Here is a 15,912-nt window from a genome sequence, read left to right on the forward strand (position 1 = left end):
ATCGCCCCTCGCTTGCGTGGCTGATCGACGTCGAAGACAGCGTCGACCGCTCACGCCACCGGTTCACGCAGCAACGGCGACTCCCAGCCCGGGCGCGGTGCGAAACGCTCGCCATAGCGCGCCTGCAGTGCCTGCAGACGTGCCAGCAAGGCGTCGGCGCCGACACTGCGGATGTGCTGGATCGGGCCGCCGCGGAACGGGGCAAAGCCAGTGCCGAAGATCACGCCGGCGTCGAGCAGGTCCGCATCGGCCACCACGCCGTCGTGCAGGCAGGCGACCGCTTCGTTGAGCAGCGGCAGGATCAGGCGATCTTCCAGGTCTGCCGGCGCCTCGTAGCCGCTGGCGATCTCGGGCTTGACCGCGCGCCCGTTCTCCCACTTGTACATGCCCTGGCCGTCCTTCTTGCCGCGCTTGCCCGGCTCCACGGTGGCCAGCGCCGCCGGAATCGGCAGGTGCAGAAACGGTGCGAGCTCCGCGCCCACGCCGGCGGCAACGTCCAGCCCCACCGTGTCGATCAGTTCGATCGGCCCCATCGGCATGCCGAACTTCACTGCGGTCTTGTCCAGCACCGGGCCCGGTACGCCTTCGGCATAGGCGGTTGCCGCTTCGAGCAGGTACGGGAACAGCACGCGATTGACCAGGAAGCCGGGCGTGCCGGCCACCGGTACCGGGAACTTGTCCAGCGCCTTGCAGAATGCCGCCAGGCGCGCGACGTTGGCCGGATCCAGCCCGTCGTGCTGCACGATTTCCACCAGCGGCATCATCGAGACCGGATTGAAGTAGTGCAGGCCGGCAAACTGTGCCGGGCGCTGGATATGCCCGCGGAGCTCGGTCAACGGAATCGACGAGGTGTTGGTGGTCAGCAATGCATCGGGCTTGAGCTGCGGCTCGATGGACTGATACAGCTCGCGCTTGGCCTGCGGGTTCTCGATGATCGCTTCGATCACCAGGTCCGCCTGCGCCACGCCCGCGCCGGCCAGGTCGCCACGCAGGCGCGCCGCCACCGCCGGCCGCTTGGCCTCGTCCTTGACGCGCTTGGCGAACAACTCGCCGCCGCGGCCCAGCGCCGTATCGATGAAGCGCTGCTCGCGATCCTGCAGCGTCACCTCGAAGCCCTTGTACGCCGCCCAGGCCGCGATATCGCCGCCCATCACGCCGGCGCCGACCACATGCACATGGCGGATCGGAGCCAGCGCCGCAGCGCCGGCATCCTTGCCGCCCAGCGCCTTGAGGCGCTCGGTGAGAAAGAAGATGCGGATCAGGTTGCGTGCGGTCGGCGTGCTGGCGAGCTTGACTACCGCCTTGCGCTCTGCCGCCAGGCGCGCCTGGATGCCGCTGCCGCCGGCGCGTTCCCACACGTTGATCAAGGCGTAGGGCGCCGGGTAATGCTCCTTGCGCGCCTTGCGTGCGACCTGCTTGCGCATCTGTGGCGCCAGCAGCTTGCGCGCGAGCAGGGTATTGGTGGCCCACGCGGTAGCGCGCTGCTTGAACGGGCGTTTGCTGCCGGTAAGCGCCAGCGCGGCGGCGACATCGACCAGCACCGCGGGCGCGGCGACCTTGTCGACCAGGCCCATCGCGCGTGCGGCCTTGGCCGCGACGGTGCGGCCGGTCAGCATCAGGTCCATCGCCGCCGGCGCACCGATCAGGCGCGGCAAGCGGGCGCTGCCGCCCCAGCCGGGGAAGATGCCGAGCTTGGTTTCCGGCAGGCCGATGCGGGTGCTGGCATCGTCGGAGGCCACGCGATACCGGCACGCCAGCGCAATCTCGGTGCCGCCGCCCATGCAGAAGCCATGGATCGCCGCGACCGTGGGGCAGGGCAGTTCGGCCAGCTTCTGGAAGACGCTCTGGCCGCGATGGATCGCATCGTTGACGGTGCCCTTGCGGTCGAACTCCTGAAATTCCTTCAGGTCGGCGCCGGCGATGAAGCCGTTGGGCTTGCCCGAGCGCAGCACCACGCCCCTGGGCGGGTCCAGCGCCAGGCGTTCGACCAGCGCGCCCAGTTCGAGCAGCACCTCCTGCGAAAACGCGTTGACCGGTGCGCCCTGGCGATCAAGGCTGAGCACGACCACGCCGTCCTCGCGCAGGTCGGCCTGCCAATGGCTGAATCGGAGCCCGTCGAAACCTGGAAGCATGCGTCTGGCCGTCCGGAGATATAAGGAAAGGTCGTTATCATCCAGAGGTTGTTTCCTTCACGTCAAATACCCATACCTGTCGGCAGGGCGGCGCGCGCCTCGTGCGAGGCGTCGCCAGTGGCGCATCGGTGCAGCTAGTCTGATGCGTGACGATCGTACGGATCGGTATGAACTTTTCTTTTCAATGGTTGTCTCATTGCCCGACTTCGGTGGGCTGACAGGAGTGCGGCCCGACATGGCCGAAGTCGATACACCTCAGGAGCTGGACCTGGAACTGGTCCGGCGCGTGCAGCGCGGCGAGAGCGCAGCGTTCGATGTGCTGGTGCGCAAATACCAGCACCGCATCGTTGCGTTGATCGGGCGCTACATCGCCGACTGGAGCGAGTGCCAGGACGTGGCCCAGGATACGTTTGTGCGCGCCTACCGCGCGATCAACAGTTTCCGCGGCGACTCGCAGTTCTATACCTGGTTGCACCGCATTGCCGTCAACACTGCCAAGAACCATCTGGTTGCGCACAACCGCCGTCCGCCCACCGACGATATCGAGATCAGCGATGCCGAACAGTTCGATGGTGCCACCCGCCTGCGCGATACCGACACCCCGGAGCGCGAATTGATGCGACAGGAACTGGAACAAACGGTGATGCGTGCGGTCCAAGCCCTGCCGGAAGAACTTCGGTCAGCCATCACCCTGCGCGAGGTGGAAGGGCTGAGCTACGACGAAATCGCGCGAAAGATGGATTGCCCGATCGGAACGGTGCGCTCGCGCATCTTCCGGGCGCGCGAGGCCATCGACATCGAGCTGCGGCCTCTGTTGGAGACCGAAAGCGCTACCCGTGAGCGACACCGTGTATGAGTCATAACCCTGCCATGTCCACCACCGACAAGTTCGAGCGTCACTACCGTCAGCAGCTGTCTGCGCTGGTGGATGGCGAATTGAGCGCCGACGAGTCGCGCTTCCTGCTGCGCCGCCTGGCCCACGACGAGGAACTGGCCGGCTGCCACGAGCGTTGGCAGCTGTGCGGTGATGTGCTGCGCGGCGCGGCCAGCGCGCCGGCACCGCTGGATTTTGCCGCGCGCGTGCGCAGCGCCATTGCCGACGAGCCCGTGCCGCAGGCGCAGCCAGTCACGCGCGCGGCCACGCGCTGGCGCTGGGGTGGTGGCGCAGCGATCGCGGCTTCGGTCGCGGCGATCGCCCTGTTCATGGCGCGCGAGCGCCTGCCCGAAACGGTGCCGCCGTCTGCGCAGGTCCCGGTGTTCGCCACGACGGCGCAGCTGCCGGCGGCCACGCAGGCGGCCCCAGCCACGCCCGCAGCACCGAAGGCTCCGGCCCAGCCCGGCCCGGCCGCTCCCGACGAGGTGGCTGCGCTGGCCGCAGCGGTGCCGGCCGCCGCGCTGGCATCCACGCGCCGTGGCGCGGCCACACGCAACCAGCAGGTCGCCCGCAGCGTCGCTTCGCGTCAGCAGCAGGCGCCAACCCGCATGCTGGCGTCCGCTGCTCCCGCTGCGACGACGGCCACGGCCAGTGCGGCGGCGCCATCGAATCCGTTCACGCATCCGGATACCACCCTGCAGGCACGCCCATGGCCGCGCGCGGCGCTGTCCGGCGCCGGTGAGAGTCCGCTTAATGCCAGCTTCCGCCAAGGCGGACAGGGCACCGCGTTCTATCCATTCGAGCCTGCGCCGCAGGGCGTTGCCAGCCCTGCGCCCAACCGGCCGCTGCCGGTGCAGCCGCCGCAGGATTGATGCCGCCGCCGATCTTCATCCGTTCGGCGCCCTCCCTCCCGTTATCGTGCCGGACCCCTGCAGAGGCAGGGGCTTTGGCCCCTGTCGCCCTGCCATCGGAGGCAACCTGATGAACCACCGCATTCGTACCCAGATGTTCGGCCTGATCGCCATGACCCTGCCGCTGGCCGCCTGCGCGCAGCAGTCCGCGCCCGCGGCCAAGGATGTTGCCCCGATTGCCGCCAACCGCAGCGCCACCCCGGCTCCGCAGCTGGTGGCCGGCTTGCCGGACTTCACCAATCTGGTCGAGCAGGTCGGCCCGGGTGTGGTCAATATCGAAACCACCATCACCCGCAAGGACGCCATGGCGCGCCAGCGGCGTGGTGGTCCGGGTGGGCAGGACGGCGGCGCGATGCCCGGCGACGAGCAGATGCCGGAATTCTTCCGCCGCTTCTTCGGGCCGGATTTCCAGATGCCGGGCGGGCCGCGGCAGGGGCCGGGCCAGGGCGGCGATGACGATGGCGGCATCGCCGGCAAGTCGATGGGCTCGGGCTTCATCATTTCCGCCGACGGCTATGTGCTGACCAATCACCATGTGGTCGATGGTGCCAGCGAGGTCACCGTCAAGCTGACCGACCGCCGCGAGTTCAAGGCCAAGGTGGTCGGCAGCGACGAGCAGTTCGACGTGGCGCTGCTCAAGATCGAGGCCAAGGGCCTGCCGACGGTACGCCTGGGCGATTCCAACACGCTCAAGCCGGGCCAGTGGGTGGTGGCGATCGGCTCGCCGTTCGGTCTGGATCACTCTGTCACCGCCGGCATCGTCAGTGCCACCGGGCGCAGCAATCCGTATGCGGATCAGCGCTACGTGCCCTTCATCCAGACCGACGTGGCGATCAACCAGGGCAACTCCGGCGGCCCCTTGCTCAACACGCGCGGCGAGGTGGTCGGCATCAATTCGCAGATCTTCTCCGCCTCGGGCGGCTACATGGGGATCAGTTTTGCGATCCCGATCGACCTGGCCTTCAGCGCTGCCGAGCAGATCAAGGCCACCGGCCATGTGAGCCGCGGCATGCTGGGCGTGGCGGTCGGCCCGATCGACTCGCTCAAGGCGCAGGGCCTGGGCCTGCCGGATACGCGCGGCGCGCTGGTCAACGACATTCCGCCCGGCAGCCCTGCCGCCAAGGCCGGAATCGAGGTGGGCGATGTGATCCGCGCCGTCAACGGCAAGCCGATCGATGTCGCCAGCGATCTGCCGCCGATGATCGGCCTGATGGCGCCGGGCACCAAGGTCAACCTGGACGTGTTGCGTGATGGCAAGCCGCGCAAGGTGGCCGTCACCCTGACGACGCTGGACAACCCCGCCGGCAACGCCGCCCCGCGTACCGCGGCCGATGACGCCAAGCCCAGCGCTCCGGCCAGCGTGGAACTGCTCGGCCTGCAGGTCGCCGATCTCACCGCTGCCGAGCGCAGCCGCCTGGGCCTGGAAGCCGGCGAGGGCGTGCGCATCGCCTCGGTGACCGGCGCGGCCGCACGCAGCACCCAACCGCCGCTGTCGCCGGGCCTGGTCATCGCCCGCGTCGGCCGCACCAAGGTCGGCAGCGTCGCCGACCTCAACCGCGCCCTGTCCAGCTACAAGAAGGGCGACGTGGTCATGCTGCTGGTCACCGACGGCAAGGCGACCAGCTATGTGGCCCTGAAGGCCGGCGGCTAACGGAGGGAATGGAGAATCGGGAATCGGGAATGGCAAGAGCGGCTCTGCGAGGCGATAGCCCGCCTGGCTTTTGCGATTCCCGAATCCCGATTCCCCAATCCCCGGCCCCAAAGGGGCCGACCGTGCGATAATGCTGCGTTACCCTGACGACGGCACCGCCGGCGCCCACCTCAATGTCCTCTGATTCAATGCGGAATATCCGCAACTTCTCCATCATCGCCCACGTCGACCACGGTAAATCCACCCTGGCCGACCGGATCATCCAGCTGTGCGGCGGCCTGCAGGCGCGCGAGATGGAGGCCCAGGTCCTGGACTCCAACCCGATCGAGCGCGAACGCGGCATCACCATCAAGGCGCAGTCGGTGTCCTTGCCGTATACGGCCAAGGACGGGCAGGTCTACCACCTGAACTTCATCGACACCCCCGGGCATGTGGACTTCTCCTACGAGGTCAGCCGCTCACTGGCCGCCTGCGAAGGCGCGCTACTGGTGGTGGATGCGGCCCAGGGCGTGGAAGCGCAGTCGGTCGCCAACTGCTACACCGCGGTGGAGCAGGGCCTGGAAGTGGTGCCGGTGCTCAACAAGATCGACCTGCCGACCGCCGACATCGAGCGGGCCAAGGCCGAGATCGAAGCGGTGATCGGCATTGACGCCGAAGACGCGGTGGCGGTCAGCGCCAAGACCGGTCTGAACATCGATCTGGTGCTGGAAGCGATCGTGCAGCGGATTCCGCCGCCCAAGCCCCGCGACACCGACAAGCTGCAGGCGCTGATCATCGACTCCTGGTTCGACAACTACCTGGGCGTGGTCTCGCTGGTGCGCGTGATGCAGGGCGAGATCAAGCCGGGCAGCAAGATCCTGGTGATGTCCACCGGCCGTACTCATCTGGTCGACAAGGTCGGCGTGTTCACGCCCAAGCGCAAGGAGCTCGCCGCGCTGGGCGCCGGCGAAGTGGGCTGGATCAACGCCTCGATCAAGGACGTGCATGGCGCACCGGTCGGCGACACGCTGACCCTGGCGGCCGACCCGGCGCCGCATGCGCTGCCCGGTTTCCAGGAAATGCAGCCGCGCGTGTTCGCCGGCCTGTTTCCGGTCGATGCCGAGGATTACCCGGATCTGCGCGAGGCGCTGGACAAGCTGCGCCTGAACGATGCGGCGCTGCGCTTCGAGCCGGAAAGCTCCGAAGCGATGGGCTTCGGCTTCCGCTGCGGCTTCCTGGGCATGCTGCACATGGAGATCGTGCAGGAGCGGCTGGAGCGCGAGTACAACCTCAACCTGATCTCGACCGCGCCGACCGTGGTCTACGAGGTGCTCAAGACCGACGGCAGCATCATCCCGATGGACAATCCATCCAAGCTGCCGCCGCTCAACAACGTGGAAGAGATCCGCGAGCCGATCATCCGCGCCAACATCCTCACCCCGCCCGATTACGTCGGCAACATCATCACCTTGTGCGAGGAAAAGCGCGGCACCCAGATCGGCATCAACTACCTGGGCAGCCAGGTGCAGATCAGCTACGAGTTGCCGATGGCCGAAGTGGTGCTGGATTTCTTCGATAAGCTCAAGTCGGTCTCGCGTGGTTATGCCTCGCTGGATTACCACTTCCTGCGTTTCGATGCCGGCCCGTTCGTGCGTGTGGATACGCTGATCAATGGCGACAAGGTCGATGCGCTGTCGATCATCGTGCACCGCAGCTACGCCGACCGGCGCGGCCGCGAACTGTGCGAAAAGATGAAGGATCTGATCCCGCGGCAGATGTTCGACGTGGCGATCCAGGCCGCCGTGGGCTCGCAAATCATCTCGCGCTCCACGGTCAAGGCGATGCGCAAGAACGTGTTGGCCAAGTGCTATGGTGGCGACGTTTCGCGCAAGAAGAAGCTGCTCGAAAAGCAGAAGGAAGGCAAGAAGCGCATGAAGCAGGTCGGCCGCGTGGAGATTCCGCAGGAGGCCTTCCTGGCTGTCTTGCAGATGGATAAGTAGCTGGGAATGGTAAATCGGGAATCGGGAATCGTAAGGGCGCAAGCGCTCCTGCTGTTCCGATTCCCCATTCTCGATTCTCGATTCCCTTTCCGAAAGGAACATCAATGAAATGGTTTGAAATTGCCCTGGTTGTGTTGACGCTGGGCACCGGCTTCATCTGGCTGCTGGACAAGCTGTTCCTGGCCAAGCGCCGCGCGGCACGCGCCGGTCTGCTGGACAGCGAGCCGGCCATCATCGACTACTCGCGCGCCTTCTTTCCGGTGCTGGCAGTGGTGTTGATCCTGCGCAGCTTTGTGGCCGAGCCGTACAAGATTCCGTCCAGTTCGATGATGCCCAATCTGCTGATCGGCGATTTCATCCTGGTCAACAAGTTCGCTTACGGTTTCCGTCTGCCGATCACCAATACCAAGTTCATCCCGACCGGCGAGCCCAAGCGCGGTGACGTGGTGGTGTTCAAGCCGCCGCATGCGCCGGACCAGAACTGGATCAAGCGCGTGGTGGGTCTGCCGGGCGACAAGATCGGCTTCCACGGCGATACGCTGTACATCAACGACAAGCCGATGCGCTACACGGTCAAGGGCGAATACATCGGCAAGGGCAAGGGCGCCGAGATGACCGGCACCACGCTGCTGGTCGAGGATTTGCCGGGCCGCACCCACACGGTGCTGGAGTGGGTCGATCGCAACATGCCGGCCGGGCAGGGCGACTGGACCGTGCCGGCGGACAGCTATTTCGTGATGGGGGATAATCGCGACAACAGCGAAGACAGCCGGTTCTGGACCCAGACGCACTTCCTGCCGGAAGCCAACCTGCGCGGCAAGGCGTTCCTGATCTGGCTCAATTGCGAAGGGTGGTTCTGCAAGGGGAGTTTCGATCCGTCGCGGATCGGGACCGGAATCCAGTAATGCACGCACAGCGTGCCGGGGGAAGCACAATGAAGCGCAAGCAAAGCGGTATGACGTTGACGTCGTTCGTGGTGGTGCTGGCGGTGGTGGGGTTCGCGCTGTATATCGGAATGAAGCTGTTTCCGATGTACCAGGAATACTATTCGGTGCGTACGGCCATGAAAGGCCTGGCCAAGGAACCCGACAGCGCCAACATGGATCCCTCCAAGTTGCAGGATCTGTTCTTTCGTCGGCTGTACATCAACTACTCGGAAAACGTCAAGAAAGAGGACGTCAAGTTCGAACGCGTCGACGGTGGCTGGCGCATGAAGGTCAACTACGAAGTTCGCCGCGAATTGATCGGCAATCTGGATGTCGTCGGTAAATTCGAGACGTCCCAGGACATGACGGGACGTGGTGGCGAATAGGACTTTCCAGCGCGGCGATCCGATCGGGCATGCGTTTGCCGATCCGGGATTGCTCGCCCAGGCGCTGCGGCACCGCAGCGCCGGGACACCGCATAACGAACGACTGGAATTTCTCGGCGACGGCATCGTCAACCTGCTGGTCGCCGAGGCCCTGTATCAGCGCTGGCCCAAGGCCGACGAAGGTGCATTGACCCGCGCGCGTGCCGAACTCGTACGCGAAGGGGCATTGGCAGTGATCGGCCGCACCCTCAATCTGGGCGAGCGGCTGACGCTGGGGCCGGGCGAACTGAAATCCGGCGGTCATCGACGCGATTCGATCCTGGCCGACGCGGTCGAGGCGATCGTCGCGGCGATCTATCTGGACTGCGGTTTCGAAAGCTGCCGCGCGGTGGTGCTGCCGTGGTTCGAGCCCTCGCTGGCGGCGCTGCCGGTGGGCAAGGCAGAGAAAGACCCCAAGACCCGGCTGCAGGAATGGCTGCAGGCACGGCAGCTGCCGTTGCCCACCTACGCGCTGATCAGCGAAAGCGGCGACGAACATGCCAAGCGGTTTCATGTTGCCTGCATCCTGGAACAGCCCGTCGCCCGCGCCGAAGGCCAGGGCAGCTCGCGTCGCCTCGCCGAGCAACAGGCGGCCACCCTTGTCATCGCACAACTGGATTCCAACACGTGAGCGAAACCTCTTCCCCCCACCGTAGCGGCAGCGTTGCGGTGATCGGCCGGCCCAATGTCGGCAAGTCCACCCTGACCAATGCCCTGGTCGGCGCCAAGGTCAGCATCGTGTCCAACCGGCCGCAGACCACGCGCCATCGGTTGCTGGGCATTGCCACTTTCCCCGAGGGGCAGCTGGTGCTGGTCGACACGCCCGGACTGCATCGCGAGCAGAAGCGCGCCATGAACCGGGTGATGAACCGCGCCGCGCGCGGCTCGCTGGAAGGCGTGGACGCGGCAGTGCTGGTGATCGAAGCCGGCCGCTGGGACGACGAAGACACCCTGGCCTTCAAGGTCCTGAGCGACGCCGGAGTGCCGGTGGTGCTGGTGGTCAACAAGGTCGACCGGCTCAAGGACAAGACCGCGTTGTTTCCGTTCCTGGCCCAGGTCAGCGAGGGGCGCACGTTCGCTGCGGTGCATCCGGTGTCGGCGCTCAAGCGCAAGGGTCTGGAGGCGCTGGTCGGCGACCTGCTCAAGCTGGTACCGGAGGCCGAAGCGATGTTCGGCGAGGACGAGATCACCGATCGCAGCCAGCGTTTTCTGGCCGGGGAACTGGTGCGTGAGCAGTTGATGCGTCAGCTCGGCGAAGAACTGCCGTATGCCACCACGGTGGAGATCGAACGCTTTGCCGAAGATGGCGCGCTGCTGCGCATCGGCGCGGTGATCTGGGTCGAACGCGAAGGTCAGAAGGCGATCGTGATCGGCAAGGGCGGTACCCGCCTGAAGGACATCGGCGGCAAGGCGCGGCTGCAGATGGAGCGCCTGTTCGGTGCCAAGGTATTCCTGGAGACCTGGGTGCGCGTGCGCGAAGGCTGGTCGGACGACGAAGCGGCGTTGAAGGCGTTCGGGTACGAGTGAGGCCCTGGTCGATGCCGGGGGCGGCGCAGCGCTGCTGGCGTGCTGGCAGCCTGTCGATGCGATCGTCTAAACCGGCAACGGCGTGGAGCTGCGATGCAAGCGATGTCTCCATGGACTGGATCGCGCCTGGCCATCGCGGCCGCTGCCATTGACGGCTGTGATCATGTGCGCTGCCGGCAGTGGTTCACGGCGGTCATCGCCGGTAGCCGCTCTTTGTGTCCTGCAATCGCGCCCCCTGCCGCATAACAGACCATGCTGATCGAACACGAACGCGGTTTCATCCTGCATGTGCGGGCCTGGCGCGAGACCAGCCTGCTGGTGGAAGTGTTGACCGAGCAGCATGGTCGGGTCGGGCTATTGGCGCGCGGGGTGCACGGGCCACGCAAGCAGGCCTTGCGGGCCGCGCTGCAGCCACTGCAACTGATCCAGTTCACAGCTGTGCAACGCGGCGAACTGGCTCAGCTGCGTCAGGTCGAGGCGCTGGATACCGCCCCCCGCCTGGCGGGCGAATCAATGCTGGCCGGTTTCTATATCAGTGAACTGCTGCTGCGTCTGGCGCCGCGTAACGACCCGGTGCCCGAGTTGTTCGATTGCTATGCACAGGCGCGTGCGCATCTGGCATCCGGCCTGCCGCTGGCCTGGGGGCTGCGCCAGTTCGAGCGCGATGTGCTCGATGGCCTGGGCTTTGCGTTCGATCTGCAGCACGACCGCGACGGCCAGCCGATCGACCCGGCGGCGCGTTACCGGCTCGATCCGCAGGAGGGCGCGCTGCGCGTACTGAGCGAGGCGATGGCACAGGACCGGCGCGACACCGTCACCGGTGCGGCGCTACTGGCGTTGGGCCAGGATGTCATGCCCGCAGCCGACGACATGCCGGGCCTGCGTCGCAGCATGCGGAGCGTGCTGCTGCATCATCTGAGTGGGCGCGGGCTAAAATCCTGGGAGATGCTCGAAGATCTGGCGCGGCGGCGTTGAGGGTCGCAAGGCGGGTCAACTAGTCTTGCAGCGGTGGCCAGGTGCGCGTCGGGCTCCATGCGGACCCATCATCATGCGTGGCGCTCAATGTCGCCTGTTCCGATCGCCAACGCTGCGCCGGGCCAAGGGACATCGCTGAAGTCCTCCTTCAGTGCAGCAGTGCAGCCACCGCCGCATGGAACTGGGTCTGCGCCGTGCTGGAATGCGGGTCGCCGCGCAGCAGGCGCACTGCGCCGGCAAGCCGCGCCGCGCCGACAAAACCGCAACTGGCCTGCAGCCGATGCAGATGGCCGCGCAGTGCCTGATCGTCGCTGACCTGCAAGGCCGAATCCACCGCGTCGCGGGTGCCCGGCAACTCGGCCAGGAACAATTCACGCAGCGCGTTGAGATGGTGTTGCTGGCCGTTGAGCGCGCTGAGCGCGGCCGCTTCGTCCCAATCGCTGGCGGCGATGTCGACCACGCCCACCGGCGCCACGCTGTAGCGGCCGCGCGCCAGTCCGCGACGCACCGCCTGCAGCAGCCGCTCGGAGGTCAGTGGCTTCACCAGCATTTCCAGAAAGCCATCGGACTGCAGGCTGCGTTGCATCGCCATATTGGTGTCCGCGGTGTGGGCCAGCGCAGGCACGTCCGGGTGCAGCAGGCGCAAAGCGCGCAGCAGGCCGCTGCCGGTGCCATCGGGAAGATTGACGTCGATCAGCCACAGGTCGTGGCGACGTGCGCGCGCGCGGTCCAGTGCCGAAGACAGCGAGTCTGCGCAATCCACATGGGCGGGAAGACCTTCTAGCACCGCCTGCAGAAAGCCACGGCTGATCGGGTCGTCCTCTACCAGCAAGAGGCGTGGTTGGGGTTCCTGGCGTGTCGCCATGTTCATGCTGCCTCCTTGTCAGCGATGCCGCGTCCTAGCAGCCGCGTGCAGCGGAAGTGTGCCTGTGTTTGCGGGGCGCGACAATTGTTCCATCGCGCGAAGCGGTCGCGATCGATCGCATCTGCGACAATACGCACCCTTTTTGCCCGCAGCTCGTCGCCACGTGGCCAGAACCCGAAACCGCTTCGACCGTACTCCGTTCCAGACCGCGATCACCGACCTCAGCCACGACGGGCGCGGCGTGGCCCGCCGCGACGGCGAGGGCGGCAAAGTCACCTTCATCAGTGGCGCCTTGCCCGGTGAGCTGGTGCGGGCCGAACCCACCGCGCGCAGCCGGCATTTCGACGAGGCCAGGACGGTGGAGGTGCTGGAGGCATCGCCGCAGCGGGTGACCCCGCGCTGCCCGCATTTCGGCGTCTGCGCCGGCTGCGTGCTGCAGCATCTGGACGAGTCGCAGCAGATCGTGGCCAAGCAGCGCGTGCTGATGGACAACCTGGAGCGCATCGGCCACGTCACACCGCAGGCGGTGCTGCCGGCACTGGTCGGCGATAACTGGGGCTATCGGCGCAAGGGACGCTTTTCGGTCCGTCGCGTTGAAAAGAAGGACAAGACCCTGGTGGGCTTTCGCGAGCTGGATCCGCGTTTCGTGGCCGATCTGTCGGTCTGTCACACGGTGATCCCGCAGATCGGCGAGAAGATTCCGCAGCTGGCGGCGTTGGTCGAAGGCCTGGACGGCAAGCGCGACATCCCGCAGATCGAATTCATTGCCGGCGACGATGCGGTGGTGTTGACCATCCGCCATCTGCAGCCGCTCAGCGAGCGCGACCTGCAGGCGCTGACCGCGTTCGCGCAGGCGCAGGGCTTTGCGATCTTCCTGCAGCCCGGTGGCGTGGAGAGCGTGCATCCGCTATGGCCGCGGGAGGTGCCGCTGTCGTTCCGCCTGCCGCAGTGGGATGTGGAGCTAGCATTCCGGCCGCTGGATTTCATCCAGGTCAATGCCTCGCTCAACCAGAAGATGATCGCGCATGCGCTGGCACTACTCGACGCCGGGCCGGACGACCGCGTGCTGGATCTGTTCTGCGGGCTGGGCAATTTCACCCTGCCGCTGGCGCGCGGTGTGCGCGAAGTGGTCGGCGTGGAGGGCGATGCCGGGCTGGTGGCGCGCGCCAGGGACAACGCGCAGCGCAACGGTCTGGCCAATGCGCAGTTCCATGCGGCCGACCTGACCCAGGACCAGCGCAACGCGGCGTGGATGCGGCAGGGCTTCGACAAGCTGCTGCTGGACCCGCCGCGCTCGGGCGCGCTGGAAGTGCTGCAGCAGTTGCCGCTGAAAAAATTCGAGCGCATCGTCTATGTGAGCTGCCACCCCGGCTCGCTGGCACGCGACGCCGGCTACCTGGTCAACGAGCAGGGCTTCACGCTCAAGGCCGCCGGCGCGATGGATATGTTTCCGCATACTGCGCATGTGGAAAGCATCGCGGTGTTTGAGCGCTAGGCCTTTATGTTCCGGGCGTCGGTTACCCGTCGCCCGCTTCGCGATTGCGCAGTAATTTGTCAGCCGCTGTTAGTCTTTCTTTTCGACGGCGTTCTGCCACTGCCCGTCGACCAACGCGAAGGCCATCGGCCGCGTGCCGCGTTTGCCTTCGGCCTCAACGATGACGTCGCACTCGACCACTGGCGCCTCCCTGCCCAGTTTGCAGTGCTCGATACCGGAGACTTGCGCCGTACGCGCGGCGTCTTGAATGCGCGTGCGCATCGCCGCGTCGTTCTCCTGCACAAGCAACTGGCTGATGACATCGCGCAGGAGCACCTGCACGCGATCCTGCGGGGGTACCGGCGCGGCGACTTCCATTTCCTTCTCGCTGTGCTGCAACGCCCACGCGTTCCCTTTCGGGACAAACCGCAGCGTCATGTGTCTTTCGCTGGGCCCGGCCTGGCCGGTGACGATGCAATCGAGCGTCTCCGGTTTGGCGTCGACAGCCGGCAGGCAGCCGGTCAATGCGGTCAAGCGCGGACGAAACATGGCGGACATGAGCTCGTCGCCCTGCGTCTGCGGGTCGGCTGCCATGTCATCGGCGATGGCCGCATCCAGCGCTTGTTGCGCCTGGGCTAGCGAGACCGTGGCTGCAGCAGCGCCGGCTGTGGCAGTTGCGCACACCAATGCGGCAGTGAGCGCCGCAATATGCATGGTGGAGTATCGGCTGCCTGTCATGGCGTTCTGTCCTTGAATGAGAGGGGGGCGGAGTGTAGAGGTCGCGAGGCTGCGTCGGCCAGCATTTTTCAGCAGGTCCCGCCATACTTGTGGACATGGGCATTGAAATCGAACGTAAATTTCTCGTGACTGGCGACGGTTGGCGCAGCGCCGCGCATGCGGTGATCCCGATGGCGCAGGGCTATATCAACGACCAGGCGGCGCTGCGCAGCGGTGCGCAGAACGCATCGGTGCGGGTGCGCATCCAGGGCGAGAGCGCGTTTCTCAATCTGAAATCACGTGAGGTGGGGCATACCCGGCAGGAGTTCGAATATCCGATTCCTGTGGTCGAGGCGCGTGCGCTGCTGGCGCTGTGTGTCGGGGGTCTGATCGACAAGCGTCGGCATCTGGTCCAGTACCAGGGGCATGTGTGGGAAGTGGACGAATTCCTCGGCGACAACGCCGGGCTGGTGGTGGCCGAAATCGAACTCGGCGATGCCGACGAGGCCTTTGCCAAACCCGACTGGATCGGCGCCGAAGTCACCGACGATGTGCGCTACTACAACCTGGCGCTGGCCTCGCACCCGTTCAAGCACTGGAGCGGGGATTTGTAGGTCGGGATTCGGGATTGGGCATTCGGGATTCGTAAAAGCTAACGCGATGCGTCGGAGCTGGGCTGATTGCGTTGCGCCCCCCCCCAATCCCTGCCTTGGTATTGGGTTTATGCTTTGCGAATCCCCAATGACGAATCTCCAATCCCCGCTCATGCGCATCGATATCTGGTCTGACGTGGTCTGCCCCTGGTGCTGGATCGGCAAGCGCCGTTTCGAGCAGGCGGTGGCCGCGCTCGGTGTGCAGGCACCGGCGCTGGACATCCATTACCACGCCTTCCAGCTGGACCCAGATGCTGGCCTGGAGCCGACCCCGCTGCGTGATGCGCTGGCGCAAAAGTTCGGCGGTGCTGCGCGCGTGGAACAGATGCTGACGCAGACCCAGGCCACTGCGCGCGCCGAAGGCCTGCCGTTCGATTTCGGGCGTGGGCAGGTGCAGGTCAGCACATTGCGCGCGCATCGGCTGATCTGGCTGGCCAGCCGCGAGGGCGATGTCCAGGCCGTGATCGAAGCGCTGTTCCATGCGCATTTTGCCGAAGGCCAAAACGTTGGCGCCACCGAAACGCTGGTGGCTGCCGGGTCCGCTGGCGGTCTGGACGAGGCCCGCGTGCGCGCGCTGCTGGACTCCGACGAAGGCGTCGTTGCCGTCGAGGCGCAACTGGCGCAGGCCGCTGCGCTGGGAATCCGTGCGGTGCCCAGTTTCGTCATCGATGGACGCAGCCTGATCCAGGGTGCGCAGCCGCCGGAGAGCTTTGCGCAGGCACTGTTGCAGCTGGCCGCCGAATCGGCGCCAATCGGTGGTCCCGATGCCTGCGGGCCGGACGGCTGCGCGGTGTGAACGGCCG

At 66.1% G+C, this 15,912-nt stretch carries 15 protein-coding genes; 12 read left to right on the forward strand and 3 right to left on the reverse strand.

The window, feature by feature from the left end:
• Positions 1-50 precede the first annotated feature (50 nt).
• Entirely contained in the window at positions 51-2,132 is a 2,082-nt protein-coding gene (locus KHN93_RS06750; RefSeq protein WP_104560967.1) for a 3-hydroxyacyl-CoA dehydrogenase NAD-binding domain-containing protein, read from the reverse strand.
• 235 nt (positions 2,133-2,367) lie between these two features.
• On the opposite strand from KHN93_RS06750, the gene rpoE reads away from it, so the two are divergent.
• The 9 genes from rpoE to recO all read left to right on the forward strand — a co-directional run bounded on the left by rpoE (position 2,368) and on the right by recO (position 11,400).
• Positions 2,368-2,988, forward strand: a complete 621-nt coding sequence (gene rpoE / locus KHN93_RS06755) for an RNA polymerase sigma factor RpoE (protein WP_016903799.1) — start codon at positions 2,368-2,370, stop codon at positions 2,986-2,988.
• Positions 2,985-3,878 carry a sigma-E factor negative regulatory protein gene (locus KHN93_RS06760; RefSeq protein WP_212579303.1) on the forward strand — a complete coding sequence of 298 codons (894 nt, stop codon included), beginning with the start codon at positions 2,985-2,987 and terminating at the stop codon, positions 3,876-3,878. The genes rpoE and KHN93_RS06760 overlap by 4 nt, the downstream gene beginning before the upstream one ends.
• A gap of 109 nt (positions 3,879-3,987) precedes the next feature.
• The gene (locus KHN93_RS06765) at positions 3,988-5,568 is read left to right on the forward strand and encodes a DegQ family serine endoprotease (protein ID WP_212579304.1); all 1,581 of its coding nucleotides are present in this window, start codon (positions 3,988-3,990) and stop codon (positions 5,566-5,568) included.
• 188 nt (positions 5,569-5,756) lie between these two features.
• A complete protein-coding gene (lepA, locus tag KHN93_RS06770; RefSeq protein ID WP_024938035.1) occupies positions 5,757-7,547 on the forward strand; it encodes a translation elongation factor 4 in 1,791 nt (596 codons plus the stop codon).
• 104 nt (positions 7,548-7,651) lie between these two features.
• The gene (gene lepB, locus KHN93_RS06775; RefSeq protein WP_011036465.1) at positions 7,652-8,452 is read left to right on the forward strand and encodes a signal peptidase I; all 801 of its coding nucleotides are present in this window, start codon (positions 7,652-7,654) and stop codon (positions 8,450-8,452) included.
• A complete protein-coding gene (locus KHN93_RS06780; RefSeq protein ID WP_104594879.1) occupies positions 8,452-8,859 on the forward strand; it encodes a DUF4845 domain-containing protein in 408 nt (135 codons plus the stop codon). The genes lepB and KHN93_RS06780 overlap by 1 nt, the downstream gene beginning before the upstream one ends.
• Complete coding sequence (gene rnc, locus KHN93_RS06785; protein ID WP_212579305.1) at positions 8,849-9,529, forward strand: ribonuclease III; 681 nt, start codon at positions 8,849-8,851, stop codon at positions 9,527-9,529. Before KHN93_RS06780 ends, rnc begins: the two co-directional genes overlap by 11 nt.
• Positions 9,526-10,425, forward strand: coding sequence for a GTPase Era (gene era, locus KHN93_RS06790; protein ID WP_024938032.1), 900 nt, complete (start codon positions 9,526-9,528; stop codon positions 10,423-10,425). Before rnc ends, era begins: the two co-directional genes overlap by 4 nt.
• Before the next feature lie 252 nt (positions 10,426-10,677).
• Positions 10,678-11,400 carry a DNA repair protein RecO gene (recO, locus tag KHN93_RS06795; protein ID WP_104594878.1) on the forward strand — a complete coding sequence of 241 codons (723 nt, stop codon included), beginning with the start codon at positions 10,678-10,680 and terminating at the stop codon, positions 11,398-11,400.
• Between the two features lie 148 nt (positions 11,401-11,548).
• Here recO and KHN93_RS06800 read toward each other — a convergent pair whose 3' ends face one another.
• A complete protein-coding gene (locus KHN93_RS06800; protein WP_039511488.1) occupies positions 11,549-12,271 on the reverse strand; it encodes a response regulator in 723 nt (240 codons plus the stop codon).
• A 157-nt stretch (positions 12,272-12,428) separates the two neighbouring features.
• On the opposite strand from KHN93_RS06800, the gene rlmD reads away from it, so the two are divergent.
• Positions 12,429-13,760, forward strand: coding sequence for a 23S rRNA (uracil(1939)-C(5))-methyltransferase RlmD (gene rlmD / locus KHN93_RS06805; protein ID WP_212579306.1), 1,332 nt, complete (start codon positions 12,429-12,431; stop codon positions 13,758-13,760).
• Between the two features lie 69 nt (positions 13,761-13,829).
• Here the strand turns inward: rlmD and KHN93_RS06810 are convergent, their stop codons facing one another.
• Positions 13,830-14,477 carry a hypothetical protein gene (locus KHN93_RS06810; RefSeq protein WP_039528422.1) on the reverse strand — a complete coding sequence of 216 codons (648 nt, stop codon included), beginning with the start codon at positions 14,475-14,477 and terminating at the stop codon, positions 13,830-13,832.
• A gap of 95 nt (positions 14,478-14,572) precedes the next feature.
• Here KHN93_RS06810 and KHN93_RS06815 point away from each other — a divergent pair, with 95 nt between their 5' ends.
• The gene (locus KHN93_RS06815) at positions 14,573-15,070 is read left to right on the forward strand and encodes a CYTH domain-containing protein (protein ID WP_024938027.1); all 498 of its coding nucleotides are present in this window, start codon (positions 14,573-14,575) and stop codon (positions 15,068-15,070) included.
• Between the two features lie 151 nt (positions 15,071-15,221).
• On the forward strand, positions 15,222-15,905 hold the full coding sequence (locus tag KHN93_RS06820; RefSeq protein WP_104594876.1) for a DsbA family oxidoreductase: 684 nt from the start codon (positions 15,222-15,224) through the stop codon (positions 15,903-15,905).
• Positions 15,906-15,912 lie beyond the last annotated feature (7 nt).

Source organism: Xanthomonas arboricola pv. juglandis, from assembly GCF_905367715.1.
Lineage (GTDB): Bacteria > Pseudomonadota > Gammaproteobacteria > Xanthomonadales > Xanthomonadaceae > Xanthomonas > Xanthomonas arboricola.

What these genes read in the sequence shown, in the direction of transcription:
- lepA (WP_024938035.1), top strand. Translation starts at nt 5,757, where the DNA reads ATGCGGAATATCCGCAACTTCTCCATCATCGCCCACGTCGACCACGGT.
- KHN93_RS06760 (WP_212579303.1), top strand. Translation starts at nt 2,985, where the DNA reads ATGAGTCATAACCCTGCCATGTCCACCACCGACAAGTTCGAGCGTCAC.
- KHN93_RS06810 (WP_039528422.1), bottom strand. Translation starts at nt 14,477, where the DNA reads ATGACAGGCAGCCGATACTCCACCATGCATATTGCGGCGCTCACTGCC.
- KHN93_RS06750 (WP_104560967.1), bottom strand. Translation starts at nt 2,132, where the DNA reads ATGCTTCCAGGTTTCGACGGGCTCCGATTCAGCCATTGGCAGGCCGAC.
- KHN93_RS06780 (WP_104594879.1), top strand. Translation starts at nt 8,452, where the DNA reads ATGCACGCACAGCGTGCCGGGGGAAGCACAATGAAGCGCAAGCAAAGC.
- KHN93_RS06800 (WP_039511488.1), bottom strand. Translation starts at nt 12,271, where the DNA reads ATGAACATGGCGACACGCCAGGAACCCCAACCACGCCTCTTGCTGGTA.
- lepB (WP_011036465.1), top strand. Translation starts at nt 7,652, where the DNA reads ATGAAATGGTTTGAAATTGCCCTGGTTGTGTTGACGCTGGGCACCGGC.
- KHN93_RS06815 (WP_024938027.1), top strand. Translation starts at nt 14,573, where the DNA reads ATGGGCATTGAAATCGAACGTAAATTTCTCGTGACTGGCGACGGTTGG.
- KHN93_RS06820 (WP_104594876.1), top strand. Translation starts at nt 15,222, where the DNA reads ATGCGCATCGATATCTGGTCTGACGTGGTCTGCCCCTGGTGCTGGATC.
- rpoE (WP_016903799.1), top strand. Translation starts at nt 2,368, where the DNA reads ATGGCCGAAGTCGATACACCTCAGGAGCTGGACCTGGAACTGGTCCGG.
- KHN93_RS06765 (WP_212579304.1), top strand. Translation starts at nt 3,988, where the DNA reads ATGAACCACCGCATTCGTACCCAGATGTTCGGCCTGATCGCCATGACC.
- recO (WP_104594878.1), top strand. Translation starts at nt 10,678, where the DNA reads ATGCTGATCGAACACGAACGCGGTTTCATCCTGCATGTGCGGGCCTGG.